Annotated in this window: 15 protein-coding genes and 1 other RNA gene; 12 read left to right on the forward strand and 4 right to left on the reverse strand. The window is 56.6% G+C overall.

Annotation, left to right across the window (positions count from 1 at the left end; all coding sequences use genetic code 11):
• Positions 1-29: 29 nt before the first annotated feature.
• The 3 genes from VGM18_09245 to ssrA form a co-directional block, all read right to left on the reverse strand.
• Positions 30-3,449: a PAS domain S-box protein gene (locus tag VGM18_09245; protein ID HEY3973177.1), complete on the reverse strand. Its 3,420-nt coding sequence runs from the start codon at positions 3,447-3,449 to the stop codon at positions 30-32.
• A 17-nt stretch (positions 3,450-3,466) separates the two neighbouring features.
• Complete coding sequence (locus tag VGM18_09250; protein HEY3973178.1) at positions 3,467-4,300, reverse strand: MEDS domain-containing protein; 834 nt, start codon at positions 4,298-4,300, stop codon at positions 3,467-3,469.
• Positions 4,301-4,900: 600 nt separating this feature from the next.
• Positions 4,901-5,290: a transfer-messenger RNA gene (ssrA, locus tag VGM18_09255) on the reverse strand.
• Positions 5,291-5,511: 221 nt separating this feature from the next.
• Here ssrA and VGM18_09260 point away from each other — a divergent pair.
• The 7 genes from VGM18_09260 (at position 5,512) to VGM18_09290 (ending at position 16,581) form a co-directional block, all read left to right on the forward strand.
• A complete protein-coding gene (locus VGM18_09260; GenBank protein HEY3973179.1) occupies positions 5,512-5,967 on the forward strand; it encodes a hypothetical protein in 456 nt (151 codons plus the stop codon).
• The gene (locus tag VGM18_09265) at positions 5,964-6,389 is read left to right on the forward strand and encodes a PIN domain-containing protein (GenBank protein ID HEY3973180.1); all 426 of its coding nucleotides are present in this window, start codon (positions 5,964-5,966) and stop codon (positions 6,387-6,389) included. The genes VGM18_09260 and VGM18_09265 overlap by 4 nt, the downstream gene beginning before the upstream one ends.
• Before the next feature lie 383 nt (positions 6,390-6,772).
• Entirely contained in the window at positions 6,773-8,038 is a 1,266-nt protein-coding gene (locus VGM18_09270; protein HEY3973181.1) for an efflux RND transporter periplasmic adaptor subunit, read from the forward strand.
• On the forward strand, positions 8,035-11,361 hold the full coding sequence (locus VGM18_09275; GenBank protein HEY3973182.1) for an efflux RND transporter permease subunit: 3,327 nt from the start codon (positions 8,035-8,037) through the stop codon (positions 11,359-11,361). The genes VGM18_09270 and VGM18_09275 overlap by 4 nt, the downstream gene beginning before the upstream one ends.
• The gene (locus VGM18_09280) at positions 11,358-14,510 is read left to right on the forward strand and encodes an efflux RND transporter permease subunit (GenBank protein ID HEY3973183.1); all 3,153 of its coding nucleotides are present in this window, start codon (positions 11,358-11,360) and stop codon (positions 14,508-14,510) included. The genes VGM18_09275 and VGM18_09280 overlap by 4 nt, the downstream gene beginning before the upstream one ends.
• Before the next feature lie 53 nt (positions 14,511-14,563).
• On the forward strand, positions 14,564-16,117 hold the full coding sequence (locus VGM18_09285) for an efflux transporter outer membrane subunit (GenBank protein ID HEY3973184.1): 1,554 nt from the start codon (positions 14,564-14,566) through the stop codon (positions 16,115-16,117).
• Positions 16,118-16,242: 125 nt separating this feature from the next.
• Positions 16,243-16,581 carry a hypothetical protein gene (locus VGM18_09290; GenBank protein ID HEY3973185.1) on the forward strand — a complete coding sequence of 113 codons (339 nt, stop codon included), beginning with the start codon at positions 16,243-16,245 and terminating at the stop codon, positions 16,579-16,581.
• Positions 16,582-16,673: 92 nt separating this feature from the next.
• On the opposite strand, the gene VGM18_09295 is transcribed toward VGM18_09290, so the two are convergent.
• On the reverse strand, positions 16,674-20,186 hold the full coding sequence (locus VGM18_09295) for a TonB-dependent receptor (GenBank protein HEY3973186.1): 3,513 nt from the start codon (positions 20,184-20,186) through the stop codon (positions 16,674-16,676).
• 321 nt (positions 20,187-20,507) lie between these two features.
• On the opposite strand from VGM18_09295, the gene VGM18_09300 reads away from it, so the two are divergent.
• Genes VGM18_09300 through VGM18_09320 form a run of 5 tightly spaced genes read left to right on the forward strand, consistent with a single transcriptional unit; the run spans position 20,508 to position 26,883 of the window.
• Positions 20,508-22,736, forward strand: a complete 2,229-nt coding sequence (locus VGM18_09300) for a glucoamylase family protein (GenBank protein HEY3973187.1) — start codon at positions 20,508-20,510, stop codon at positions 22,734-22,736.
• The gene (locus VGM18_09305; GenBank protein ID HEY3973188.1) at positions 22,726-23,574 is read left to right on the forward strand and encodes an amidohydrolase family protein; all 849 of its coding nucleotides are present in this window, start codon (positions 22,726-22,728) and stop codon (positions 23,572-23,574) included. Before VGM18_09300 ends, VGM18_09305 begins: the two co-directional genes overlap by 11 nt.
• A gap of 53 nt (positions 23,575-23,627) precedes the next feature.
• Positions 23,628-25,274 carry an altronate dehydratase family protein gene (locus tag VGM18_09310; GenBank protein HEY3973189.1) on the forward strand — a complete coding sequence of 549 codons (1,647 nt, stop codon included), beginning with the start codon at positions 23,628-23,630 and terminating at the stop codon, positions 25,272-25,274.
• Between the two features lie 29 nt (positions 25,275-25,303).
• Positions 25,304-26,083, forward strand: coding sequence for a glucose 1-dehydrogenase (locus tag VGM18_09315; protein ID HEY3973190.1), 780 nt, complete (start codon positions 25,304-25,306; stop codon positions 26,081-26,083).
• A gap of 17 nt (positions 26,084-26,100) precedes the next feature.
• A complete protein-coding gene (locus tag VGM18_09320) occupies positions 26,101-26,883 on the forward strand; it encodes an SDR family oxidoreductase (protein ID HEY3973191.1) in 783 nt (260 codons plus the stop codon).

Here is a 26,883-nt window from a genome sequence, read left to right on the forward strand (position 1 = left end):
AACTCTCATGACACTTTATCGGCAATGTGTCAGACGGCCGCCTGCATAGGCTCATCTTTTTTCTGGTCATCGGTCGCGGCACTCTTGGCAACCGGGATCATCGCGAAAACGCGTGTTCCCAGCTCGCCCGATTCGATATCCAATGTGCCTTCGACTTGACGCAAGCGTTCCCGCATGCCTGTGACTCCTACACCCGAGCGTCCGGATTGAACTTCAGCCAAACGCTCGGCGGCCATACCCTTGCCTTGGTCCTGGATTTCCAGAGTGATCTGGTTCACGTCCTGGGTAAGTCTGATCGAAGCCGTCTTACTGCCGGAATGCCGGTGAATGTTCGTCAAGCACTCCTGCACCAGCCGAAAGATCACGAGTTCCACTTCACGCGGAAGCCGCCCAAACTTTTCTGAACAATCAAGGTGAACTTCCAGGCCGCTGCGTTCTTGAAGACCTTGTATATACCAACTGATTGCGGAATACAAACCGCTCTCGTCCAATAGCGGCGGGTGCAATAGATAAGACGTGGTCCTTATCTCGCGGTGCAACTGCTGCACTGTTTCCTGAATCTGCTCTGTCTCGATAGCAAGTTCGGGTGCATTGCGCCCGGCCTTCTGGGCAAGCTGCGCCAGGTTGATGCCAAGCACAGTTAACGTCTGACCAGCGCTGTCGTGCAACTCGCGGGCGATGTGCCGGCGTTCTTCATCCTGGGTTCTTAGCAAGCGCCAGGAGAGCTTCCGCACCTGGTTCGATTGTTCCTCCAGTTCCCGGGTTCTGGCACGCACCTCTGCATCCAGCGTCTGCACCAGCTTGCGATATTTTTCCTCCGCTTCTTTTCGGACGGTGACATCGCTGGCCGCACCGAACCATTCCATGATTGCACCATTCGCGTCAAGCAGCGGAACCGCCCTCGAGTACGTCCATCCCATCGTCCCGTCTTTTCGTCGGATACGGTGTTCAAGCTCGAACATACTTTTCGTACGCAGCGCCTCCCGAATGCTCTTCAACACCAGCGGCTGGTCCGCGACATCGATATATTCATCCAGCCAGTCTCTCCTCGGTTTGCCGGTATCGGCGATGAAGCCTTTGCCGTCGAGCTGGCGCATTTCGCTCCAGTCTGGGCTCATGTAATACACCACATCGGAACTGGCATTCACGAGTGCGCGGAATCTCTCTTCGCTCCGGCGCAGCAGCTCGTCCGCCTCTTTTTGATCGTGGATATCCAGACATCCGCCTACGTAACCCTCAAAGATGCCATCCGGCGTGTAACGTGGCACCCCACAGTCCAGAATCCACCGGTACTGCCCCGTACGATGTCTCAAGCGATAGTGCATCTCGAATGAACGACGAGCGTCAAAAGAGCTTACGTAAATTTGCAGACAACGATCAAAATCATCCGGGTGAACACCCTCTGCCCAACCGTTCCCGACCTCTTGTTCCAGCGTGCGCCCGACGAAGTCCAACCAGCCCTTGTTGAAGTAGAAGCAAGCTTTATCGAGGCCTGACATCCATACCATGATGGGCGTAGCCTCAGTGATGGTCCGGTAACGCTGTTCACTTTCCCGCAACGCCTGCTCCGCCTGCTTGCGTTGGGAAATGTCGCTGGTGACTGCAAGATGAATGATTGTCTCGTCCGAGTTGCGCAAAGGCGCGGCATGGGTTTCCATGTACCGCCGGTTGCCATCGAGCCCAACCATCGCGAACTGCAATGAACCCCGTTCGCCTCGGCAGATGCTTTCATTGAAAGATTTGTATCGCTCCCGATCCTCAGGCGCAACCAGATCGTAAACGCTTCTGCCGGCAACTTCGTCTCCCGAACGAGCGCCCACCATTTGCAACCCGGACAAATTCATATGCAACAGAGTACCGTCTGCCGCGAGCAGTTTCACGCACTCCGGCGTCGTTTCAACAATCGCGCGAAAGCGCTCCTCGCTTTCGCGTAATGCCTTCTCGGTCCGTTTTTGCTGCGTGATGTCGTTGTTGGTTTCGAGAACGCACCGCCGATCTCCACCGCCTCTCTGGTCGAGCGCCCACCGGCTGGCAACTATGATTTCCGTGCCGTCTTTCCTCACATGGACTAATTCGCCGCTCCAGCGCTCCTCACGATGCAGTTGTTCCTTGATCTCTTCCAGAGCCGCAGGGAATTGGGTACACAACAGATCGTGGGATACTTGGCCCAACGCTTCCTCACGTGTAAAGCCATACAGCTCAGTTGCAGCGCTGTTCCAATAAGTAACGCGATCGGCCGCGTCGCGAACGAAGATAGCATCGTTACTCAGGTCGAGCAGGCGAGCCTGTTCCGCTAGCGCTCGCTCCGCTCGCTTGCGGTCCGTGATGTCCCGGGCTACCTTCGATGCTCCGATCACCCGCCCTGCCGCATCGCGGATCGGTGAAATCGTGAGTGAAACATCTAAGGTAGTTCCGTCCTTCCGCTTGCGCACGGTTTCGAAATGATCAACGACCTCTCCTTGTGCCAAACGCCTGAGAATATCTTCTTCTTCCGAACGTCGTTCCCATGGGATGATGAGCGTAATGAGCTCTCCGATGGCTTCGCCGGCGCTATATCCGAACAATCGCTCTGCACTGTTGTTCCAACTGGTTATCGTGCCATCGAGTTTCTTACTGATGATCGCATCATCTGAGCAATCGACAATGGCAGCAAGCAGTGAAGTTGTCCGTTCTGCCTGTTTTCGCTCGGTAACGTCATGGAAGGTCAAAACGATCAGCGTATTTCGGTCTCGCCCCAACTCATGCGCGTCGAGTACAAATATCCTTCTTCCGATTACTGGGAGCTCACCTTCGATTTCGATCGTTTTAAATTGAGTGTGCCTGCCGAGAGACGCCTCCACGGACGCCCACGCTTCCGACGTTTCCCACTCGTGGTCTCCAAGCTTGCGAATCGAAATACCCTGAGTCTTATCCCGCGAAACGCCAAACAAAATATGAAATGCGCGGTTCGCGGTCTGTACATGCAATTTGTCGTCCAGAACAACCAACGGATCGATTACGGCATTGAGAATCGCCTTGGTGTATTCCCGCTCGTAAATGGCTTGGTCGATGCTTGCACGAAAAGCCGTGACATTCGTGAGTGTGACTACCGCGCCCAGAATCTGGCGATCGCTTCCACGGTAGGGGGCTACTCGAAGGAGAAAGCATCTATCGCCGTCGCGGGCTTCGGTCCGGTGTGGCGCTCCGTCGGCGATCACTCGCGCACAGAGCCTGCCGAGATTCTCCACGCTGCGCAGAGAATCGTCGATGCTACGCCCGATGTCGGTTAGCTTCACACCGAGCACCGTTATGGCCGCCCGGTTGATGCGGACAATGCTGCGATCGCGGCTGATTACAATGATCGGAAGATCGACAGCCTCGAGCAGGCCGATATCATTGCCGATTATTCCGTCAAGAATAGCGTCGCCTGATACGGTGCCGTCTCCCGCAAACTCGTCGTGCTTGGCCATCGAAACTTTCTACCTTTCTAACCAGCAGCCCGATACAGGGCTCGACTCCGTCGCAGCACATCATCGGCTACGACTGGCAGGGTCTGTCGCAATGCCAAAAGCAACGCCTGAGAACGCGGCATTTGTAACGGCGCCGCAAAGCGCGAGAGCAGTTCCCCTTCCAGCACACGGTACTCATCCGGACCCACGGCATCTTGAAGTGCCTCCGATACTGCTCGCTCAAGCCGAGAATAATCTTCCACCGGAATAAGATGGGAGTGATTCTCACCGAGCCTTGGCAGCATACGGGCGTGCACGTCTCCGTCGAAGTTATCCATCAAGAACGAGCAGAAAATCGCAATATCTTGCTCATGCGCGAGCTGGTCGAATTGATCTTCGAGTTGCATGCTGGCGGCGACGTCGCCTCGCTCCCAAAGAATGTTAACCATCTCGCCCCACCACCGGATCTTCGGATAGCGACCGTCTCCCCGGGCCTGGGAAACAACGTTTTGGGCTAAACCCAGGAAAACCGGTGAGTCCGGCATTCCGTCGCGCATGAACGTGGGCAGCAGATTGTCCGCGTCTACGATGGTCAGTTGGCCCCGTTTCTCCGCGGCTTTCACATCGACGCCCTCGCTCTCCAAGCGAGGACGAAAAGCGTCCCAGTGAGCGACCGTCGGGACTAGTATTACCCCCTCGCCATTTGCGATCGCCGCAGCCGCAAAGCGACAGACCGCCCGATTGAGAAACTGCTGATCTTGATAGAGTTGTACGATGTGATCGCGCGGTGCCGCGCTGTTGAGAAGACCGCACCAGGGCTCGCTCTGGCTTGCCAGGTCTTTTGTGCTGCCTAAGCTACCGCTATTTTCCATCTTCCCTCCTCGCATTATCGCAAGTAGATCTCGGGTCACATTGCCGGGCTGAAATTCAAGAAACGATCGAACTGTGCGCCGAAACGCTCGTGCCATCGCCGACCAAGACTGCGACTGAGTTCATCAGTATCCTCGGGGCAGAAGACATTTATTCCCTCCGCGTCCTTGGATCGACGCGAACGGCGGATCGACGCGAACGGCCACAAGCTCCGACGATAAATCATGCAGGAAGGTGACCGATCCAAACCATACAGTATTTTCGGTATTGACACCGGCCTGGCAGATTCTGCCACGACTGCGACGGTCCGGATAGGCAAACGCTCACCCGTCTGAAAGCGGTCAAGCAGTCTAGGGGAAATCTCGTGTCCACCGAACCAGGGTGGTTAAGTGGTTGATTCAGCGCGGTCCAAATTCTGGAACACCGAACGCGGCCCTCAGCTTGAACCTTACTTATAGTTGATGTCGTCTAGTTGATGTCGTCCGAAGGGCAGGAAATAGCGGGAGTAACCCGGGAACATGGAATCAGCACCTTTGCCGACTCTATTGTACGTTTATTGTTGTACCTATTGTCTATAACTACACTACGATCAGGCATTGTCATGGTGGAGGCGGCGGGAGTCGAACCCGCGTCCGAAAATGTTACTGGTCAAGAGAACTACATGCTTAGTCGTGTTCATGCCCCAGGCGTTTGTCGCCATCGCTGGCGATTCCCCCGAGACGTTCGCGGCGCGCGCTCAGAACCGACAAGAAACGCGATCCGCTAGCCTGTGATCTTAGCCTCTCGCCCCAGACGTAGACGAGAAGAGCGGCCCGCTGTGTGACGTCCTTCGGAGGCCCGCGGGCGAAGCCTCTTGGGACGGCTGCCTAAACTAGTTAGGCTGCGTATGCCATTTGTTGATTGGCAATTATCATTTTCCACGCGATTACGGGTGTGTGGACCCCGGCATGCCTCTTGGCCGCAAGCATCTCCGTCGAAGCCGTGACGCCCCCACTGGTGGGTTTGGCCTGATTCAAAGAACTACTTCCAAACTAGGTTCCCCCGGTGAGGAAGTCAATCCCCTTAGATGTTCCGTCCCAACCTATGGACGCACTTTTGCCGACAGGATACGCGGGCCACTAAGTACGCATGCCTGCCTGCGTGCTTAAGAATGCTTGACGTGCTATGCGGGCAGTGCCATAATCATTTCCGAGCAAGTGAAGGAGGCAGTCTTATGCCAGTCAGCACGGGTTCAACTTCCGACCACGTCCGGGAACAAGCCAGCCGCAACTATGTGGAGGCCGCACGTCGTCAGGGAATGGACAGGTTTTCTATCAATGTGGGCGAAGTGCAGAAGGAATCGAAGCTGCGCAATCGGGTTTCTCTCGTCTGCAGCGCTCTAAAGTCCAAGAAATTCTTACAGGCGAATGGATTGCGCTTCGTCTCCGAGAGTGGCCCCCCCTCAGGGATGAGCACCACTGTTACATATACTTATGAGTTCGTCGATGGCGAGAACTCAGGAAAGTCAGAAACTTCCGCTGGCCCCGGTGGCAGCACGCCGCAATCCCGACAAGCCGCATGGGAGAAGCTCCGTGGCGCATTGAAAGACGTTTTTGCTGAATACGGCGGAGGCGAAGCTTATCTACGCGCCGAACGCGCCACATTCCGCGACGCGGATGAACCCAAATGAGCCGTATTTATTGGGACTCCATGCTGTTTATTTACTGGCTGGATGACAATCCGCATTTTGCCAAGCGGGTTGCGTCCATTCATGCTCGCATGAGCGATCGCAAGGATCAACTCATTACCAGTGCTGTCACGGTGGGTGAGGTTCTGGCCGGCGTATATCGCAAGGGGCCAACGTCGCGGGTAGACGAGGTCCGCAATGCGTTGCTAGGTCTCTTATCCGAAGTCGTACCCTTTACCGCCGACACCGCCGATCATTACGCGAGAATTCGCGGCAGCATGAAAATCGCTTCGCCCGACGCCATTCACCTTGCGTGTGCTGCCTCGGCAAACACCGATCTTTTCTTAACCAACGACAAAAATCTTGTCGGCACAGCCATTCCTGGCATTCAGTTCGTCGCCGCGCTGGATACGAATATTCTTTAAGACATTCCCTTCCGTCGCTTTGTTTTCTTAGGCCTGGCTGTCATCACAGCAGCGTACACCCTCTTCCGTGATGACGTTATGTTCCTGCAGGAACATTTGTGCGGGCAGACGGAACGTCCCCCCACGGCCGCAGAAAAGCGGGCGCTGCCGGCGGCATCGTCTCTCACCCGACTACGAAATTTTACCAAGTCTCGCTAATTCTTTACTTTACGGAGATACGGGTTATGGTTCCATGGAAAAAGGTACGAGAGTATGCGCAAACCGATACGGCAAACCCTGCATCTGAGACCAAGCGCGTCGGACGGCTTTTAATAGCCGGCCGTTGCTTCGGGCGTCGTCCGGATGTTTTCAGATGAGCAAGATTGATCGACGAAGAAAACTGAATGGAAAACAAGTCTGCCGCCCCAATCACTGGTTCGCTCATTACTGCCCCAATCACTGACCCGCAGCATCAGTTGCCCCCTGCAAGTCACTCCGAAAAACCCAAGTGGCGTCGTCTTCTGGTATGGATCGTCGTGTTGGCCGCGCTGGGCTTGATTCTTTTTCTGATCGTGCACCATAAGGACGAAAGCAAGTCGGCCGCGCCCTCTGGACGAAGAGGAGTTAGTGGGCCGGTACCGACCGTGGTCGCCACCGCGCAAAAGGGAAATATTGGCGTGTACCTTGAGGCGATCGGCACGGTTACGCCGGTCTACACGGCGTCGATTACCAGCGAAGTTATGGGACTGGTGAAGCAGGTGCACTATCAGGAAGGTCAGTCGGTGCGTAAGGGGCAGCCGTTGATCGACATCGATCCCCGGCCTTATGAGGCCCAACTCTTACAGGCGCAGGGCGCTCTGGAGCGCGACACGAATGTGCTGGCCGAAGCCAAGATGGATCTGGAGCGATACCAGCAGGCGTGGGCCAAAAATTCGATTCCCAAGCAGACGCTCGACGATCAGGAAAAAATCACGCTACAGGATGAAGGCACGGTCAAAAACGATCAGGGCGTGGTGCAGTATGACCAGGTTCAGGTCGCCTTCTGTCACATCACGTCGCCGATCGAGGGGCGCGTGGGACTTCGTTTGGTGGACCCGGGAAACGTGGTTCAATCGAGCGGCGGCACGATCTTAGCGGTGGTCACGCAGGTGCAACCGATCACCGTGATTTTTACGGTCGCGGAAGACAGCCTGGGCCAGGTGCAACAGCAACTCAGCCATGGAAAACATCTTTCGGTGGACGCCTACGACCGAGCCCTGAAAACCAAGCTGGCAACGGGCCGACTGTTGACGTTCGACAATCAGATCGACACCACGACCGGCACGGTCAAGATGCGCGCGCTTTTCGACAACAAGAACGGCGCGCTTTTCCCCAATCAGTTCGTCAATACCAGGCTGTTGGTAACGACCGAACAGGGAGTCACCCTAATTCCGTCGTCGGCGATCCAGCACAATGGCGAGAGCGCATTCGTTTATGTCATTCAGAACGATACCGCGCAGATCCGCAATGTGCAGACCGGAGTGGCCGACGCGGGCAATACGGCGGTGACCGGCATCAACCCCGGCGATGTTGTCGCCAACAGCAGTTTCGACAAACTGCAAAACAACTCGAAGATTGTGGTCTCGAAGCAGCCTGCGCCCGGTACTTCGACCGAGAGCCAAGCCCCGTGAGTCCGTCACGTCCATTCATCATGAGGCCGGTAGCGACGTCGCTGCTGATGGCCGCCATCCTTTTGGCGGGCATTGTCGCTTATCTGCAACTGCCGGTTTCAGCGCTGCCTGAGGTCGATTACCCGACGATTCAGGTGCTTACCTTTTACCCGGGAGCCGGCCCTTATGTGATGGCAACCACGGTGACCGCTCCGCTGGAGAGGCAGTTCGGAGAACTGCAAGGTTTGAGTCAGATGACCTCAACCAGTTCCGGCGGCACGTCGGTGATCGTGCTGCAATTTACTTTGAGCCTGAATATCGATGTCGCCGAAGAAGAAGTACAGTCGGCGATCAATGCGTCGCAAAGCTATCTGCCTTCGAATTTGCCGACGCCGCCGGTGTACAGCAAGACGAATCCGGCCGACGCTCCGGTGCTGACTCTCGCCATCACGTCAGACTCGGTTCCGCTGTCGCAAGTGGAAGATCTGGTGGACACGCGTCTGGCTCCGAAGCTGTCGCAGTTGAATGGTGTTGGCCTGGTGAGCATCAGCGGCGGGCAGAAGCCGGCGGTGCGTATTCGCGCCAATCCGGTCGCACTTTCTTCGTACGGCTTGAACCTGGAGGATTTGCGTACGTCGCTGACCGCGGCGAGCGTGAATGCCGCTAAAGGCAATTTCGATGGGCCGCGCCAGGATTATCAGATCGATTCCAACGACCAACTGGTCAGCAGCGCCGACTATCGCAGCATCGTAGTGAGCTACCGGAATGGCGCGCCCGTCATGCTGACCGACGTCGCCGATGTGGTCGATGGCGTGGAGAATAATAATCAAGCCGCGTGGATGAACCTGACGCCGGCGGTAATTCTCAACATTCAGCGCCAGCCGGGCGCCAATACGATCAGCGTCGTCAAGAGCGTGAAGAAGTTATTGCCCCAGCTCGAAACGAATCTGCCGGCTTCGATTCGAGTCACCACGCTGACCGACCTGACGACAGCGATCGAGGCCTCGGTATCGGACGTGGAATTCGAATTGATGCTGACGATCGGGCTGGTGGTGATGGTCATCTTTTTATTCTTGCGCAGCCTCTATGCGACCATCATCCCGAGCGTAGCCGTGCCGCTCTCGCTGGTGGGAACTTTCGCGGCTATGTATGGGCTCGGCTTCAGCCTCGACAACCTCTCGCTGATGGCCTTGACCATCTCCACCGGATTTGTGGTGGACGACGCCATCGTAATGATTGAAAACATTTCGCGATTCATCGAGATGGGAGATCCGCCGATGGAAGCGGCGCTCAAGGGCGCCGAGCAGATTGGATTCACGATTGTCTCGTTGACCGTCTCGCTGATCGCCGTTCTCATTCCGCTGTTATTCATGGGGGACGTGGTGGGACGGTTGTTCCGGGAATTTGCCGTCACGCTTGCGGTCACGATCGTTATTTCGGCGGTGGTTTCCCTGACTCTGACACCGATGATGTCGGCGCGCATCTTGCGCCATGAGGGCAAGGAAAAACAGGGACGAGTCTATCAATGGTCCGAACGCGTGTTCGAGAGAATGATTGGCTTCTATGGGAGAACCCTGAAGTTTGTGCTGCGCTATCAGACGATCACTTTGCTCGTGGCGCTCGGCACGCTGGTATTGACCATCATTCTTTATGTTGCGATTCCCAAGGGCTTCTTTCCCGTGCAGGATACGGGCGTGATTCAGGGCATCTCGCAGGCGCCGGCGACAATTTCTTTTGCGGCCATGGCGCAGCAGCAGCAGGAACTCGCCAAGGTGATCCTTGCCGATCCGGCGGTGGAAAGTCTTTCTTCTTTCATTGGAGCGGACGGGACGAATACGACGCTCAATAGCGGACGGATGTCGATCAATCTCAAACCGCTGTCGGATCGCCACATCAGCGCGGCCGATTTGGTGCGCCGACTGCAAAGCGAGTTGCAGAACGTGCAAGGCATCACGCTTTATATGCAGCCGGTGCAGAACATCACCGTGGACGATCGCGTGAGTCGCACCCAATATCAATATACGCTGGAAGATCCGGACCCCAACGAATTGAACGATTGGGCGAATCGCTTTGTGGCCAAGCTGCAAAGTTTGCCGGAGTTGGAGGATGTCGCCACGGATCAGCAAACCGGGGGACTTGCGGTTTCACTGCTCATCGACCGGGTGACAGCTTCGCGGCTCGGCATCGCGCCATCCACTATCGACAATACGTTGTACGACGCTTTCGGCCAGCGCCAGATCAATACGATGTACACGCAGCTCAACCAATATCACGTGATACTGGAAACCGAGCCCAGCTTCCAGCAGAACCCCAACACACTCGCAAATCTTTACATCCAGGCAAACGCCTCGTCGGGGACATCGGGCCCGGGAGCGGCAAACTCATTCTCATCTTCGGGATCGGCGGCCGCGGGATCGAACGCTACTACCACCTCGCTGACCTATACGCCCTCGGCGGGCGTGCTCACTCCGCCAAGCAATGCGCTCACGGCCAGTTCGAATGCGACGCTATCGGGGACGGGCTCATCCGCCAATAGCAGCGTCACGACTGCGATGAGCAATGCGGTTCCGCTGGGAGCGTTTACTCGATTCGAGCATGCGTTAGAGCCGCTCTCGATCACGCATCAAGGACAGTTTCCTGCGGTTACCGTGTCGTTCAATCTTGCCCCGAATGCGGCTCTGGGAAGCGCGATCACGGCCATCGATAAAGTGCAGGAGGATATGCACATGCCGGCTAGTTTGCAGGCGGATTTCCAGGGCACGGCGGCATCGTTCAGGAATTCTTTGTCGAATGAGGCGCTGTTGATTCTGGCCGCTCTGGTGACGGTCTATATCGTTCTCGGAGTGCTGTATGAAAGCTTCATTCATCCGGTGACAATTCTGTCGACATTGCCTTCGGCGGGAGTGGGCGCTTTGCTCGCACTCATGCTGTTCCGCCAAGACCTGAGTGTTGTAGCCATTATCGGCATCATCCTGCTGATCGGAATTGTGAAGAAGAACGGAATCATGATGGTGGACTTCGCGCTGGAGGCGGAACGGGAGCATGGGAAGAACTCGACCGACGCCATCTATGAAGCGAGTTTGCTCCGTTTTCGTCCGATCATGATGACGACCATGGCGGCGCTGCTGGGAGGACTGCCGCTGGCTTTGGGAACTGGAATCGGCTCCGAAATTCGCCGTCCGCTCGGGATTGCCATGGTCGGCGGGTTGTTATTGAGCCAGGCGCTCACACTTTATACGACGCCGGTGATTTACATCTTCTTTGACAATCTGGGCCATCGCTTTTCACGCTCGCGGCGTGGCGAGGCGCAATCCGGCGCGGGAGAACCATCGGCACAGCCATGAATCCTTCAGAACTATTTATCCGGAGACCCGTGGCGACGACGCTGTTAACTCTCGCGATCGCCATTGCCGGCGCGATTGCCTTCACTGTGTTACCGGTTTCACCCCTGCCCCAGGTTGATTTTCCGACGATCTCGGTGTCGGCATCGTTGCCAGGAGCCAGCGCACAGATCATGGCCTCATCGGTTGCGACGCCGCTCGAGCGCCAGTTCGGACACATTGCGGGCGTCTCCGAAATGACTTCCGCCAGTTCGCTCGGAAGCACGTCGATCACAATTCAGTTTGACCTGAGCCGCAATATCGATGGCGCGGCGCGCGACGTGGAGGCCGCCATCGCCGCCGCCCGGACTTATTTGCCGGCCAATCTTCCGGCCAATCCGACCTATCGCAAAGTGAATCCGGCCGACGCCCCCATCATGATCATCGGGCTGACTTCTTCCAAGTTCGATACCGGCAAACTTTACGACGAAGCTTCGACGATCATGGAACAGAAGTTGTCGCAGATTCAGGGCGTGGGGCAGGTAGTGGTGGGAGGCGCTTCGCTGCCATCGGTTCGTGTCGATGTCGACCCCAGCCAACTGAATAGTTACGGCTTGTCTCTTTCGAATCTTCAATCCGTTCTTAGTACGCAAAATGCGGACATCGCGAAAGGTCAAGTCACATACGGCGGGGTTACCGCCGACATTATCGCCAACGATCAGATCTCGAAGGCAGAAGACTACAAGCCGATCATTGTTGGCTCTCACAATGGCACGGCAGTTCGACTTGCGGATGTGGCGAAGGTTACCGACTCGGTGCAAAACGTTCGTTCGGCGGGATACCTCAACGGAATTCCTTCCGTAACGGTGATCATTTTCCGCCAGCCCGGCGCGAACATCATTCAGACCGTCAATAACATCCGCAACCAGTTGCCGTTTCTGAAGGCCTCGATTCCGCAGGGCATCGACACCACCATCGTTCTGGATCGCACGACGACGATTCGGGCCTCGGTGAGCGATGTCGAGCGGACGCTTGTGATCTCAGTCTGCCTGGTGGTTTTGGTGGTGTTCGTTTTTCTGCGGAATGGACGCGCCACGATTATTCCAAGTATCGCCGTTCCTGTATCTCTAATCGGCACGTTTGCGGTGATGTTTCTGTTCGGCTTCAGCATCGACAATCTCTCGCTGATGGCGCTGACGATTTCCACGGGATTCGTCGTTGACGATGCGATTGTGGTCATGGAGAACATTTCCCGCCATCTCGAGCAGGGCATGGAACCTTTCAAGGCCGCTTTGCTGGGAGCGCGCGAGATTGGATTCACGGTGTTTTCCATCAGCGTGTCTCTGATTGCGGTCTTCATTCCGATCCTGATGATGGGCGGGATCGTGGGACGACTGTTTCGAGAGTTCGCCATTACGCTCTCCACGGCGATCGTAGTTTCGATGGTGGTTTCGTTGACCACGACGCCTACCATGTGCGCGCATCTGCTGAAACATGAAAATCCGGCGGATCGCGGCAGGATGTATCGCGCCAGCGAAAAGTTCTTCTCCTGGATGCTGGAAAGCTATCGCCGCACTCTGCTGTGGGCGCTGGATAATTCGGCATTGATGCTGGTGGTCTTGCTGTTCACGATCGGACTGAATGTGATTCTGATCTACAAAATTCCGAAAGGTTTCTTTCCGCAACAGGATACCGGCGCCATTGTAGGGGGCGTGCAGGGCCCGCAGGATTCCTCATTTCCAGCGATGGATGATTCGGTCCGGCGTTTGGTGGGAGTGATCAAAAGCGATCCAGCGGTGGCAAACGTAAACGCCTATACGGGAGGCAACGGCTCCACCAATCGAGGGTTCATCTACATCGCGCTTAAACCGTTGAACGAACGAAAGGTGGGCGCGCCTGAGATCATCAATCGCTTACGGCCCAAATTAAATCACATGCCGGTTGCCTCCGCCTTCCTGCAGGCTTCGCAGGACTTGCGTATCGGCGGGCGATCGAGCAACGCGCTCTATCAGTACACGATTCAGTCGGATAACGTTCAGGACCTTTCCAAGTGGGGTCCGATTCTTCTGGAGGAAATGAAGAAGCTTCCCGGACTTCAGGATGTGAACTCAGACCAGCAGGATGGCGGGTTGGAAGAGTTACTTACGTATGACCGGGCCAGCGCCGCGCGGCTTGGACTGACTGCGCAAGCGCTCGATTCCTCGCTGTGCGCAGCGTTTTGCCAATCGGAAGTTTCCATTATCTACACTCAGCTTAATCAATATTACGTAGTGCTGGAAGTTGCTCCGGAATATTGGCAGACTCCACAGGGGATGAACTATATCTATTTGCGAAGCGCTGCCAGCGGCAGCTCGGCAACCAGTTCGAGCACGTCAAATAGCGGCAATGTACCGGGCAAAGCGATTGTTCCTCTCAGCGCCGTCACGGCTGCGCAGGCGGGCACAACGCCTCTGGCGGTAAATCATACCGGCTTGTTCCCTTCGGTCACAGTATCGTTCAACCTTGCGCCGGGAGTTTCCTTGAGCGATGCCACGCAGCGCATCACGGAAATGGAGCAGAGACTGGGAACTCCGGCTACCGTCCGGGGATTTTTCGCCGGAACGGCAGAGGCTTACCAGCAATCGCTGGGCACCGAGCCCATGCTGGTGGCAACGGCACTGCTGGCCGTTTACATTGTGCTGGGAGTTCTCTATGAAAGTCTGGTGCATCCCCTCACTATTATTTCGACGCTGCCCTCCGCAAGCGTAGGAGCCATGCTGGCCCTAATGCTGTTTAAGATCGACCTGAGCGTGATCTCCATCATCGGCATCGTATTGCTGATTGGCATCGTGAAAAAGAACGCCATCATGATGATCGATTTCGCGTTGGTGGCAGAGAGGCAGGAGGGCAAGAGCACGACCGACGCCATCTTTGAAGCCTGCATGCTGCGCTTCCGTCCGATCTTGATGACCACGATGGCGGCGCTGTTTGGCGCATTGCCACTGGCCTTCGGAACCGGCACAGGGTCGGAGCTACGAAGACCTCTTGGCATCACCATCGTGGGCGGGTTGATTGTGAGCCAGATGCTGACGCTCTACACCACGCCGGTGGTGTATCTCTTTCTGGATCGCCTGCGACTCAGGTTTCAGAAAAAAACTGAAAGCGGGCGGGCGCTTCCGGCGGCAGGCGATTGAAGAGATGAGCGAAATCAAGACCAATTCGACGGGTGGATGAGATCGAAAAGCGTATGACCTTCCGAAACAAACTCGAAGTTCGTGCAATTGCTTCTTGTGTTGCAGTGCTTTGCCTGCTTTCGTCCGCGTGCGTGGTCGGGCCGAAGTATCATGCGCCTGCGCCGCAAGCGCCCGCGGCGTCGTTCAAGGAATCGCCGACTCAGTTTCAGGATAGTGGCGGCTGGTCGGTGGCGCAGCCCGCCGACGCGAAGTTGCATGGCAAGTGGTGGGAGTTGTTCAACGACGCCGAACTCAACGGGCTCGAAGAACAATTGGACATCGACAACCAGAACATCAAACAGTTTTTCGAAAACTTCATGGAAGCACGCGCCGTGGTCCGCGAAGCGAGGTCGCAATACTTTCCCACGCTTTCAGCCGCACCTTCCGTCAACCACTCTCAAACCTCGGCGAACCTTCACGGGCTCACAACCGTGAACACCACGGGAGGTTCTACGGGCAGCGGAACCACAACCCAATTGGGAAACACACTTTACACGCTCCCGCTGGAGGCGTCATGGGCTCCGGATCTATGGGGGAAAGTTCGGAACACCGTGCGGCAGGCGCAGTACACGGCGCAGGTCAGCGCTGCCGATCTGGAGAATGAGAGGCTCACGGAACAGGCCGCCCTGGCTGAGTTCTTCTTCGAAATACGTGGCCAGGACGAACTGCAAAGGCTTTTCGACGCTACGGTCGCGGCGGATCAGAAAGAGTTGGATCTGACCCGTTCTCTTTATGAAACCGGCATGACCACGGAGATTTCGGTGGTGCAGGCGGAAAGCGCGCTGCAAAGCGCACAGGCGGGCGCGACCAATGTGGCCATCGCGCGAGCGCAATATGAACATGCCATTGCCATGCTGGTGGGAAAGTCGGCGACCGGCTTCTCAGTTCCGGTGAAGCCGCTTACTTTTGTCCCTCCACCGATTCCGATTGGCGTGCCCTCTGAATTGCTGCAACGGAGACCCGATGTGGCGGCGGCGGAGCGTACTATGGCTGCGGCCAACGCTCAGATCGGCATCGCCCATGCCGCCTACTACCCGACGTTGAGTTTGACCGCGGAGGGCGGCTTTGAAAGCTCGGCGATTGGCAACTGGCTTTCCTGGCCGAGCCGCTTCTGGTCGGTGGGAGCGTCCTTGTCGGAAACGATCTTCGACGCGGGTCTGCGGCGAGCTACAGTGCAGCAATACGTCGCTGCTTACAATGCGAATCTCGCTGGTTATCGCCAGACTGTTCTCACGGCATTTCAGCAGGTAGAAGATTCTCTGGCAGAGGTGCGCATCCTTTCGAAAGAAATATCACAGCAGCAGCAAGCGGTGAATTCTGCCCAGACATACCTGAAGCTGGCAGAATCGCGATATGAAACCGGCATCGACCCTTATGTTAACGTGCTGATTGCGCAAACCACGCTGCTAGGGGACTTGCAGACTCTGAATAATCTCCACGTGCAGCAGATGACTTCTGCGGTAGCGCTGATTCAAGCTTTGGGCGGCGGCTGGGATGCTTCGCAGTTGCCGGGGCCTTCACAGGTTTCAGAGAGGCCGCCGGCGAGCGAGACGAGGATTCAGCAGTAACGGTTGAGGTTGTAGAGTCGCGGGTAGGGATCGGCTTACGCGCCGCGGCGGTTGAGCGGGAGATCCCTCTCTTCGCCTGAAAAACGGCTCCGCTCGGGATGACCAGGGCCGTTTGGAAAGCGGCGATGCGAAAGCCGCGATCACGCGATGAGGAACAAACGAGTCGCAGAAAGATTACCGGCGGAATGAATCTCTACCGAGTGTTACGGTTCGTAGTCATCATCGCCATACTGGCCGAACTGTTCTATCTCGGGGACTGGGCCGTGTTGCGGATTCGGGTTGCGCATGGGACAGGATACGGCAGCGTGCAGGTGCATCAATTCCTGGCGACATCGCTCAAGGGCAGCAAGACGGAATACGACTTGACTGGAACGGTGCAACAGACATGCAACCATTCTATTTTTTCCCACAGCGGCAACCAGCCCTGCTGGTGGCTCCAGCGGCACAGTTCGCAGTGGCAGTAGGCGCTTCGCCGCCGAATGGCGCAACATCCTGCTCGCGCTTACGTTCGTCAAAAGATATAGCACGCACGTCCCGACTCGTCCGTTAGGCAGCGCTAGAAGCTGAATCGAGCGCCTAGGGTGACGACCCGGCCGGCAAGACCTCCGCTCTGCTGGTTGTTGGCGGTCGTAATCGTGCCGAAGTTTGCGGCGCTGATGTTATTCACGATGCCGAGTGGGTTGAAGTTCAGGTTGTTGAAGACATTGAAAGCGTCCATACGAATCTCAAACCTCGCGCCTTCTCCCAGAATTCGATTGTTGGGCAGACCGAATCCTTTCGTGAGGGTTAAATCGAGATCCCTGTATCCCGGACCATTGAATGAATTGCGGCGCAGCCCGATTTGGGGAAGCGCATTTCCAAAAGCCGAGCCGCTATAGGCGGTATAGCTTGGCGAGGTAAAGTAGGCGGCCGCGCCGTTGGGAAAGTTCGAATGAGCCACCGTCTTGAAAGCATCATTGCTGGTGTTGCTTCCTGCACCGCCGAGATAGACCGCGGGCAGTGCGCCGTAACCGCACGTGCCGCAATAAAGGCTGCCGCCGTTGACACTGACGTAGGGCGTCCAGGGGAATCCTGAGTGAATGTTGAAAATGCCGCTGAGCGACCAGCCGCCGGCGATCTTTTCGATCCAGTCATGTTCACCGTGGAAGAAGACCGGCTGCCACATGCCAAAGAGCTTGAACGCCTTGCCGACGTTGTAATCGGATCGCCCATAGTTCAGGTCGGGGTTATAGGGAAAGAATGGCAAGTTGCCCGGCGCCACTCCGGCGTCGAAGGGCGAAGAGGCCGTGTCGAGGCTCTTAGCCCAGGTGAACTGCGCATCTGCCATGAACTGGCGCGAGAAGTTGTGTTTCAATTCGGCCAGCAGGGCATTGTAGTTGGCGTGCCCGAGAAGACTCCAGTAATCTCCGCCGCCGATCTGCGGATTGAGCGTCAGTCCCTCGGCCGCTGGTGCCGCGTTGGTATTCTCGTGGAAAAAAATGTTGTGCGAGATGCTGCCTTGATATCCCACAGAGGCAACAAAGTTGTGGCCGAGGTCATACTGCACATCCGTCGAGTAGTGGTGGACCCGCGTGGTCGGAAGAGTGCCGGGGAAGACCGTCACTCCCACGGGGCATGAAACCGGACATCCTGGCGTTCCGGGCACGGGTAGTCCGTTCGGACCGAGCGGCGAGATGGTATTTTTGTTAGGCGGATAGCTGGTGAGCGAGTGGACGTCTGTTCCCACCGCATAAATGATCCCGGGATTCGGGGACCCAGGCGTTGGGATGGTGAATGTCGGAAAAATCACCAGGCCCGGATTGTTAACGACTCCCGAAGAAATCGAAATTTCCTCCTGGTTGTAGTTCAAGCCGTAGCCGCCGCGGAGAACGAATCTGTCATGCAGAATCCCTGGGCTCCAGGCAAAGCCAATTTGCGGCCCGAAGTTATCTTTTTGGGCATTCCACGCATTGCTCTGTCTTGTGACGTTGAGCCCGGTCAGGTAGGCCGCCCCTGCGCCCGGATGGGCCACGAAGAGATTGTTTTCCTTGGAGCGAAGCGGGCCGAAGTAGGACCAGCGAAGTCCGGCATTGATGGTCAAGTTTTTGCGCAGCTTGTAATCGTCCTGCACAAAAATTCCCCAAATACCCTCGCGATCGTCCTGGCGCTGTGTGGTAAGACTCCCTGTGGTTGGATTGAAGCTGCCAGTTTCTTTCTGCGGCGCATCGTTCAGGAAATCCCAAAGATTAAAGAAATTGTAGCTGGGCACGCCGCCGCAATACGTGCAATCTTGCAGGTAAAAGAGCCGAGTCCACTCTCCGCCAACCTTGATGGCGTGGGGACCCACGATCTTCGTCGCAATATCCTTCATGGTGTAGGTCCACTGGTCAAGGATGCTGCCAACGCTTGGTCCAAACTGTTCGAGAGCGACGCCGGCGCCCCCGATGGTGTCGATGTTGTCCACGGGCAGACCGACTGGAGATTGCGGATTCGAGGAAATTTCGTTCCAATGCCATCCGGCGGCGTTCATACGGAACTCGTTGAGCAGAGTCGGCGAGAAAGTATGGTTCCAGATTGCGGAGTAGGCCTCGTTGATCTGGTTGTGATGGAAAATGTCATAACCGCGAGCGCCATTATTGAAAGTGGTATTTTGCGGAACCCAGTAGATGGCAAAACCGATACGATCTTTGCCGGTAACATTCCAATCGAGCCGGCCGTTGTACTGGTTCTTCGAAAAGGTGCTGGTGCTTGCCGTAATGTAATTCGCGATATCGGGAGTGGTGCCGAGATTTTCGGGTCCGCCGCTGCCATCGCCGCCGGTGCCGGGATTAGTTGCGCTGGTCCAGCCGGGGTCCATTGTGCCCAGGCCGGTTGTTAAGGGAGTTCCGAGATTCAGGCCTCCCGTGACTGTGCGGCAATTGACTCCCTCAGTCAGACCGAAATCGGCGCAAGTGGCGGCGGTATTGATTCCTCGGTTGAGAATGCCGTTTCCGGGGAAGTTCAAATACGTGGAAGCGATGCTGCCGCTCGGCGCTAAAGCGGCAAACGCGGCGGTCTCACCCCATTGATTACCGATGTTCGTTTGGGCTTGCGGACTACGAACCGTCTCCCACGCGAAAAAAGCGAAGACCTTGTTCTTAAGAATGGGGCCGCTGATACTGCCACCGAACTGATCGAAGAAGCTGTTATCCCGCAAGGCCTTTACATCGTTGCCGGCATATGGCTGATAAGCATCCAGGCCGGGGCGGTGCACGGTAAAGAAGGCGCTGCCGTGGAAGTGGTTGGTGCCGCTTTTGGACGTGACCTGAATCTGGGCGCCGCTGAAACGCCCATTCTCGGCGTCATAGCCGTTGGAGACGACTTTAATGTTATCGACGGAATCTTCGGTAGGCGTAATGATGGTAGTTCCGCCCCACACCGCGCTGGCCGTGCTGATTCCGTCAATGCTGATGCCGTTGTTTTCGTACTGCTGCCCGGCCGCGACCGCCGCGGGTCCGTTCTCAGTCTGGAAAATACCTTGCGAGCCGCCGGTAGGTCCCGGGCCTTGCATCCCCGGAATGGGTTCCGCGCCGCCTCCTGCGCCCTGCGCTCCGTCTCCAAAAACTCCGGGTGCGAGCTGAATCAACTGGAAGACGTCGCGACCAAACGACGGCATATGCTGCACCTGATTGTCGGTGACGACGCCATTGATGGAAGCCGTCTCGGTGTCCAGTAAGGGCGTGGTCTCGGCGTTAACGGTAACAGTTTGCGTTGCCGCGCCGACTTCAAGTTGGACGTTGACGGCGTTGGGCTGCTCTGGAATGAGTTGCAGATTGTCGATGACTTTCTTCTGGAAGCCGGTTTTGTCCGCCTCCAGGCGGAAGCGGGCCGCGGCCAGGGCATTGAAGTTGAACACGCCCGCGTTATCGCTGACCCTGACCTGCTTCTCGCCTGTTTCCGGATTGGTCAACGTGAGGTTGGCGCCGGGAACTACCGCACCCGTAGTATCGGTGACTACGCCCTGAATGGAAGTTCGATACTGGGCTTGCGCTAGTACGGCTGAAAGCATCATCGACGCAACGAGCGATAAAACCCTTACGGACCGGCTCATGGGCTCCCTCTTGAATCCTGAAGACTTCTCTGTATTGAGTTTCGCGGAAAGCTTGGTTGCCCGGCGTTAGGATTTGGTTGGCTGATATCGCTGAAACCGGAAACCTGAGGCAGGCTCGGTGTGCTTGATTCTCAATAACAGAAACCTTTTTGGTAGATTCTGCCAACTAACGACATTCAATTGCAGATGGTTCAACTGTTTGGGTAACCCACGCTGGCGGCGGCCGCCAAGACTACGCATCGGGGAGAATATCCATTGAAGCGGCGCGGTTACGACTCCTCAATGACAGGAGGGAAGAGACGACGGCTCTGGCTTTTCGCCATGCTTTGTGTTTTCTGGGGCAGCGCGGGAGCGAATACTGAATATTATCGACACGTCGTTTTCGACAATAGTCTTACCCCGGACACTTACTTCTACAGTAGTGGGAAGGCAAGCGGCCCTAGTTTTCTAGAGCAGACAAATTCCCGTCTTCCGGTCGATACCAATATTTTCCTGACGCCACCCAACGCGCTCCGCCTGCAATGGCAGTCTGAGCCGGGGGGAGGGTGGGAAGCCGAAATCCGCGTGATTAATTTCCGCAACCGGCCGCCCGAATTCGCAGGACGCAATCTTTATTTCTGGTGTTTCACCACGCGAGCCATCGCGGCGGCTGATCTGCCGTCGCTGGTGCTGGCCGCCCGGTTCCCGGAATCCTTTACAGATCCTTTGCCTATGGGCAAGTTCGCCGGCGATCTCCCGGCTGGGCGATGGGTTCAGGTGCGTATCCCGTTCAGAGAATTCCACGTAGCCGCCATACACGAGTTTCACCCACAGTATCTACAGACCATCGTGTTCCATCAGGGACGCGCCGACAGAGTTCGCCATACGCTGATCGTCGACGAACTGCGCATTGACGATGATGCAGCGGGCGACGCGGGCGCGAAACTGCCTGCGCCAGACGGCGTGCGCGCCGTCGGCTTCGACCGGCATGTGGACGTGACCTGGAATCCGGTCAATGATTCTGCGCTCGGCCGTTATGTCATTTATCGGTCATTGGGACACAACCCGAAGCAAGGCAATACGACGGAGGAAGGCAAGAACTTCGAGCCGATCGGCATCCAGGTGCCGGGAATCAATCGCTATACGGATTTTCTGGGCAAATCAGGAGTCACGGCTACTTATAAAGTTGCGGCGTCCGACGGACAATACCGCCAATCGGCTCTTTCGAATGGAGCGAGCGCGTCGACTCGAGAGTTCAGCGATGACGAACTTCTTTCCATGTTGCAGGAGGCCTGCTTTCACTACTATTGGGAGGGTGCCGATCCTGCTTCGGGTATGACTCTGGAAAACATTCCGGGGGATGACCGTGTGGTTGCCACTGGGGCCAGCGGCTTTGGCATCGCCGCGCTGGTGGTCGGCGTGGACCGCGGGTTCATTACTCGTGCGCAGGGGATTGAACGTTTGGCAAAAATCGTTGGCTTTCTTGAACGCGCGCCGCGCTATCACGGCGCCTGGTCGCATTTCATGGACGGCAGCACCGGGAAGACTCTGCCGGTGTTTGGCATGTTCGACAACGGCGGCGATCTGGTGGAGACTTCGTTTCTGGTGGAAGGGCTTCTGGTCGCCCGCCGGTATTTTCACGGCAGCTCTGCTACCGAGCAGGATCTCGACCGTCGCATCACTCATCTCTGGGAGACAGTGGAATGGGATTGGTTCCGCGGCGATCCGAACCGCGATTTCATTTACTGGCACTGGTCTCCGGAATGGGCGCAGCACATTCACCATCCGTTGGTCGGCTTCAATGAAGTGATGATCACGTATCTGCTGGCGATGTCGTCGCCGACACACGGCGTGCCCGTCGAGATGTACTACTCCGGCTGGGCGGGGCAATCGCAAGAGGCGGTCGCCGACCGTGGCGGCTGGCCCAACCCTGTGCCTGGCGATCACTATTTCAATGGGCACACGTACTATGGAATCAAACTGGACGTTGGAATCGGTACGGGCGGCCCGTTGTTTTTCACCCATTATTCTTATTTGGGTTTCGATCCGCAGCGCTTGCACGACCGCTATACGTCTTCGTACTTCGATAATTTCCGCAACATGGCCCTCATCAACCGCGCCTATTCGATTGCCAATCCAAAACATTTTTCCGGCTACGGTGCCGACGCATGGGGCCTGACGGCGAGCGACGGGCCGGACGGCTATGTCCCCCATGCGCCGGATGAGGCGGATGATGACGGCACTCTCACTCTCACCGGCGCACTCGCATCTTTTCCCTACACGCCCGAACCATCGATGGCCGCCCTCAAGCATTACTATCGCGACTTGGGCGCTGAGCTTTGGGATATCTATGGTCCGAGAGATGCCTTCGACCCAGGGCGAAATTGGGTCTCACCGATCTATATGGGATTGAATCAAGCCCCGATCGTCGTGATGATTGAGAACTACAGAACCGGGCTGATCTGGAAAAGCTTCATGGCGAATCCGGAGATTCCTGAGATGCTGCGCAAACTGGAAAAGCTCAGTCCGGCAGGAGAAGCGGAACACACTTTTCGACGCAATGCACATTGACGCCCACCAGCATTTTTGGATCTACAGCCCGGCAGAGTATGCCTGGATTGACGATTCGATGTCCGCGTTGCGCAAGGATTTTCTGCCCGAAGACCTGAAGCCTGAATTAGAAAGCAATGGCTTTCAGGGATCGATTGCAGTTCAGGCGCGCCAAACGTTGGAAGAGACTCGCTGGCTTCTTGAGTTAGCGGCTCGGCATAGGCCGATTGTCGGAGTCGTGGGCTGGGCGGATCTGCGTTCGGCTGGGATACGGTCGCAGCTCAAGAGCCTGACTTCGAATCGGAAACTGGCGGGCGTCCGTCACGTCGTGCAGAGCGAACCCGACGACCGTTTTTTGTTGCAGCCGGAGTTTTTGCGGGGCGTGGCGGCACTCGAAGATTTCGGGCTTGCGTACGATATTCTGATCTACACGAAACATCTTCCGGTGGCCGCCGAGTTTGTCGGGCGCTTCCCGCGCCAGCGCTTTGTTCTCGATCACCTGGCCAAGCCGCCGATCAAGAGTGGCCAGGTGGAAGTATGGGCAGACGGAATCAAGCGCCTGGCTGAATTTCCGAATGTGTTTTGTAAATTGTCCGGGCTCGTCACTGAAGCGGACTGGAAGAGCTGGCGTCCCGAACAGATCGCGCCTTTTCTCGATGTCGCCTTTGCGTCGTTTGGTGCGGATCGGTTGATGATTGGCTCCGACTGGCCGGTGTGCCTGGTGGCGGCAACGTACACGCAAGCGATACGGGCGGTGAATGCTTATCTTCTGGAGAAAACTCCCGCGATTCAGGAGGGTGTGCTCGGCGGCAATGCACGCCGCTTCTATCGGCTCGCCGATACTCCGATCGATGTGTGAGAGGCCGAGTACTTTTCCCGCCGCATGTTTTACAATGACCGCACGCAACCACGATGCCTCGATCTCTTCTCCAACTTGACTCCAGCGATAACGTCTTGATCGCGCTAGAGGATCTGAAAGCCGGCGAACGGGTTGAGTTCGGAGAGCATACTTATGCCCTCGTCCGAAACGTTCCCGCCAAGCATAAATTTGCAATGCGACATTTCGACGAGGGAGACAGCGTCGTCATGTATGGCGTTCTGGTGGGAAAAGCCGTTAAGCCGATTCCGGCCGGAGAACTGTTAACTACGGTTAACATCCAACACCAGGCTTCGGCCTTCCACGAGCAGTCGGGCGAATACAGGTGGACGCCTCCCGATATTTCGCGGCGGAAGCAGCAAACTTTTCTGGGATATCGCCGCTCCGATGGGCAGGTGGGCACGCGAAACTATTGGCTCGTAGTTCCGCTCGTTTTTTGCGAGAACAAGAACATACAGGTTCTGAAGCAGGCTCTCGAAGAGGAGCTTGGCTTCGCTGCGCCGCAACTTTACCGGCATCAGGTCGCAGAACTGGCACGACTGTATCGCGAAGGACGAATCAACAATGAGGGGCATGCGGCGCCGGTGGCAGCCGCTCCAGCCCAACGCCGTCGACTCTTCGAAAACGTCGATGGCATCCGCTTTCTGGTGCACGAGGGCGGGTGCGGCGGCACACGCGAAGATTCCAACAACCTCTGCGGGCTTATAGCCGGCTACATTCACCACCCGAATGTCGCCGGCGCGACTGTGCTGAGCTTGGGCTGTCAGCACGCGCAGATCGGCATTCTGCGCGAAGAAATTCGCAAGCGCAATCGCACATTCGATAAGCCATTGTTCATCCTCGAGCAGCAGCGCAGCGGATCCGAAGCTGCGATGGTGTCGGATGCCATCCAGCAGACGTTTCACGGGCTGGTTGAAGCCAACAAGGCGCAACGCACTCCGGCGTCGCTCGCCGATTTATGCGTGGGCTTGAAGTGTGGAGGGTCGGATGGTTTTTCCGGCATCTCGGCGAATCCTGCAATCGGCCATACCGCTGACTTGTTGACCGCTCTGGGCGGGCGAACGATTCTTTCGGAATTTCCGGAATTGTGTGGAGTGGAACAGGAACTGATCAATCGCGCGGCGAGTAAGGAAGTTGGCAATCGTTTCATTCAACTCATGCGTGATTATGCGGCACGCGCCGCGGCCGTCGGCTCCGGTTTCGACATGAATCCTTCGCCGGGCAATATGCGCGACGGACTTTTGACGGACGCCATGAAATCCGCCGGCGCGGCGAAGAAGGGTGGGACATCGCCGGTGACCGCAGTGCTTGACTATCCCGAATACTCGACCGAACAAGGATTGAATCTGCAATGCACTCCCGGCAACGACGTGGAGTGCGTCACCGCGCAAGTGGGCGCCGGCGCAAACGTCGTGCTGTTCACCACCGGCCTCGGTACTCCGACCGGCAACCCGGTTGCGCCGGTGATAAAGCTTTCCACTAATTCCGCTCTGGCGCAACGCATGCACGACATCATCGACATCGACACTGGAGCCGTGGTCGCCGGCGAGAAAACGATCGCGCAGATGGGCGAGACGATTCTGGATCTCGTAATCGAGGTGGCGAGCGGTGAAGTACGGACGAAAGCCGAGCAGAAAGCTCAGGAAGATTTCATTCCCTGGAAACGAGGCGTATCGCTCTGAATCAAGGTCCGAAAAAGGCGAACAGCGGCGTGGGAGATTTTCGCCTCGATGGTAAGGTCGCGGTTGTAACCGGCGGCGGTAGCGGGATCGGGCGCGCGATCGCGCTGAGATTCGCCGGCAATGGTGCTGTGATTCGCATCTTGGATGTAGACGAGGCTGCCGCGGCTGCGACTTGCGATGAGATTATCGCTGCCGGCGGCATGGCTACTCCCCATCTTTGCGATGTGACCAGTCAGGCTTTTGTGGAAGCCAGATTGGAGAAGCTGTTCAGCGTGGAGCGCGTTCACATCCTGGTCAACAATGCCGGGGTTTCGCACATCGGCAATGTTGAGAGTACGACCAACGAAGACTTCGACCATGTTTTCCGCATAAACGTCAAAGGATTTTATAACTGCATGCACGCCATGGTCGGCCACATGAAGAATTCGGGCGGAGGCGTGATCTTGAATATGGCGTCGATTGCCGGATCGGCGGGTCTGCCCGATCGATTCGCGTATGCCATGAGCAAAGGTGCGGTCATCGCGATGACCTATTCCGTGGCGCGAGATTATCTGGCATATAACATTCGCTGCAATTGCATTTCGCCCGCCAGAGTTCACACGCCATTCGTCGACCATTATTTGCAGAAGGACTATCCGGGGCGCGAACAGGAAATGTTTGACCAGCTGGCCAGAGCGCAACCGATCGGAAGGATGGGAGAGCCTGAAGAGATTGCATCTCTTGCGCTGTTCTTATGTTCGGATGAAGCCGCGTTTATCACCGGCGTTGACTACCCAATCGATGGTGGATTTATGAATTTGCGCGGCTAGCGCATCGACTCATCCCTATGGATTTGCAACTGAAAGACAAGGTGGCGATTGTAACCGGCGGCGCCAAAGGAATTGGCGCTGCGATTGTTCGGGCCTGTGCCGCCGAGGGCGCGATTCCGGTAATTGTCGACCGCGATGAAGAAGCCGGCAAACAACTGCGAAGCGACCTGCAAAACAGCGGCCATTCCTGTGAAGTCATCACCGCCGAACTCGCCGCTGCCGAGAACTGCGCGAAAGCTATCGAGCAGATCGTTAAAACTTTTGGCCAGATTCATGCGCTCGTGAACAATGCCGGCCTCAACGACAAGGTCGGCCTCGAAAACGGAACCCCCGCCGAATATGCCGCTTCGCTCAACCGAAACCTGGTGCACTACTACAGCATGGCGCACTATGCACTGCCTTACCTGAAACTTTCGCGCGGAGCCATCGTGAATATCGGCTCCAAGACCGCCGTCACCGGGCAGGGCGGCACGTCAGGTTATGCGTCGTCGAAAGGAGCGGTCATGGCGCTAACCCGCGAGTGGGCAGTCGAACTTTTGTCCTACGGCATTCGGGTTAACACCGTGATGCCAGCAGAGGTGATGACGCCGCTTTATCGCAGTTGGCTCGACACGTTTTCAAATCCCGAAGAGAAGTTGAAGATCATCCTCTCCAAGATTCCTCTGGATCGGCGAATGACCACTGCGGAAGAGATTGCCTCAACCGTCATTTTTCTGATCTCCGCCAAGTCCAGTCACACCACCGGCCAGCATTTATTCGTCGATGGCGGATACGTTCACCTGGATCGCGCCCTCACATGA

The sequence above is a fragment of the Candidatus Sulfotelmatobacter sp. genome (assembly GCA_036500765.1).
Lineage (GTDB): Bacteria > Acidobacteriota > Terriglobia > Terriglobales > Acidobacteriaceae > Sulfotelmatobacter.

Coding starts and splice junctions, on each gene's coding strand:
- VGM18_09280 (HEY3973183.1), top strand. CDS start 11,358: ATGAATCCTTCAGAACTATTTATCCGGAGACCCGTGGCGACGACGCTG.
- VGM18_09260 (HEY3973179.1), top strand. CDS start 5,512: ATGCCAGTCAGCACGGGTTCAACTTCCGACCACGTCCGGGAACAAGCC.
- VGM18_09245 (HEY3973177.1), bottom strand. CDS start 3,449: ATGGCCAAGCACGACGAGTTTGCGGGAGACGGCACCGTATCAGGCGAC.
- VGM18_09310 (HEY3973189.1), top strand. CDS start 23,628: ATGCCTCGATCTCTTCTCCAACTTGACTCCAGCGATAACGTCTTGATC.
- VGM18_09290 (HEY3973185.1), top strand. CDS start 16,243: ATGCGAAAGCCGCGATCACGCGATGAGGAACAAACGAGTCGCAGAAAG.
- VGM18_09250 (HEY3973178.1), bottom strand. CDS start 4,300: ATGGAAAATAGCGGTAGCTTAGGCAGCACAAAAGACCTGGCAAGCCAG.
- VGM18_09300 (HEY3973187.1), top strand. CDS start 20,508: ATGCTTTGTGTTTTCTGGGGCAGCGCGGGAGCGAATACTGAATATTAT.
- VGM18_09320 (HEY3973191.1), top strand. CDS start 26,101: ATGGATTTGCAACTGAAAGACAAGGTGGCGATTGTAACCGGCGGCGCC.
- VGM18_09295 (HEY3973186.1), bottom strand. CDS start 20,186: ATGAGCCGGTCCGTAAGGGTTTTATCGCTCGTTGCGTCGATGATGCTT.
- VGM18_09305 (HEY3973188.1), top strand. CDS start 22,726: ATGCACATTGACGCCCACCAGCATTTTTGGATCTACAGCCCGGCAGAG.
- VGM18_09270 (HEY3973181.1), top strand. CDS start 6,773: ATGGAAAACAAGTCTGCCGCCCCAATCACTGGTTCGCTCATTACTGCC.
- VGM18_09285 (HEY3973184.1), top strand. CDS start 14,564: ATGACCTTCCGAAACAAACTCGAAGTTCGTGCAATTGCTTCTTGTGTT.
- VGM18_09265 (HEY3973180.1), top strand. CDS start 5,964: ATGAGCCGTATTTATTGGGACTCCATGCTGTTTATTTACTGGCTGGAT.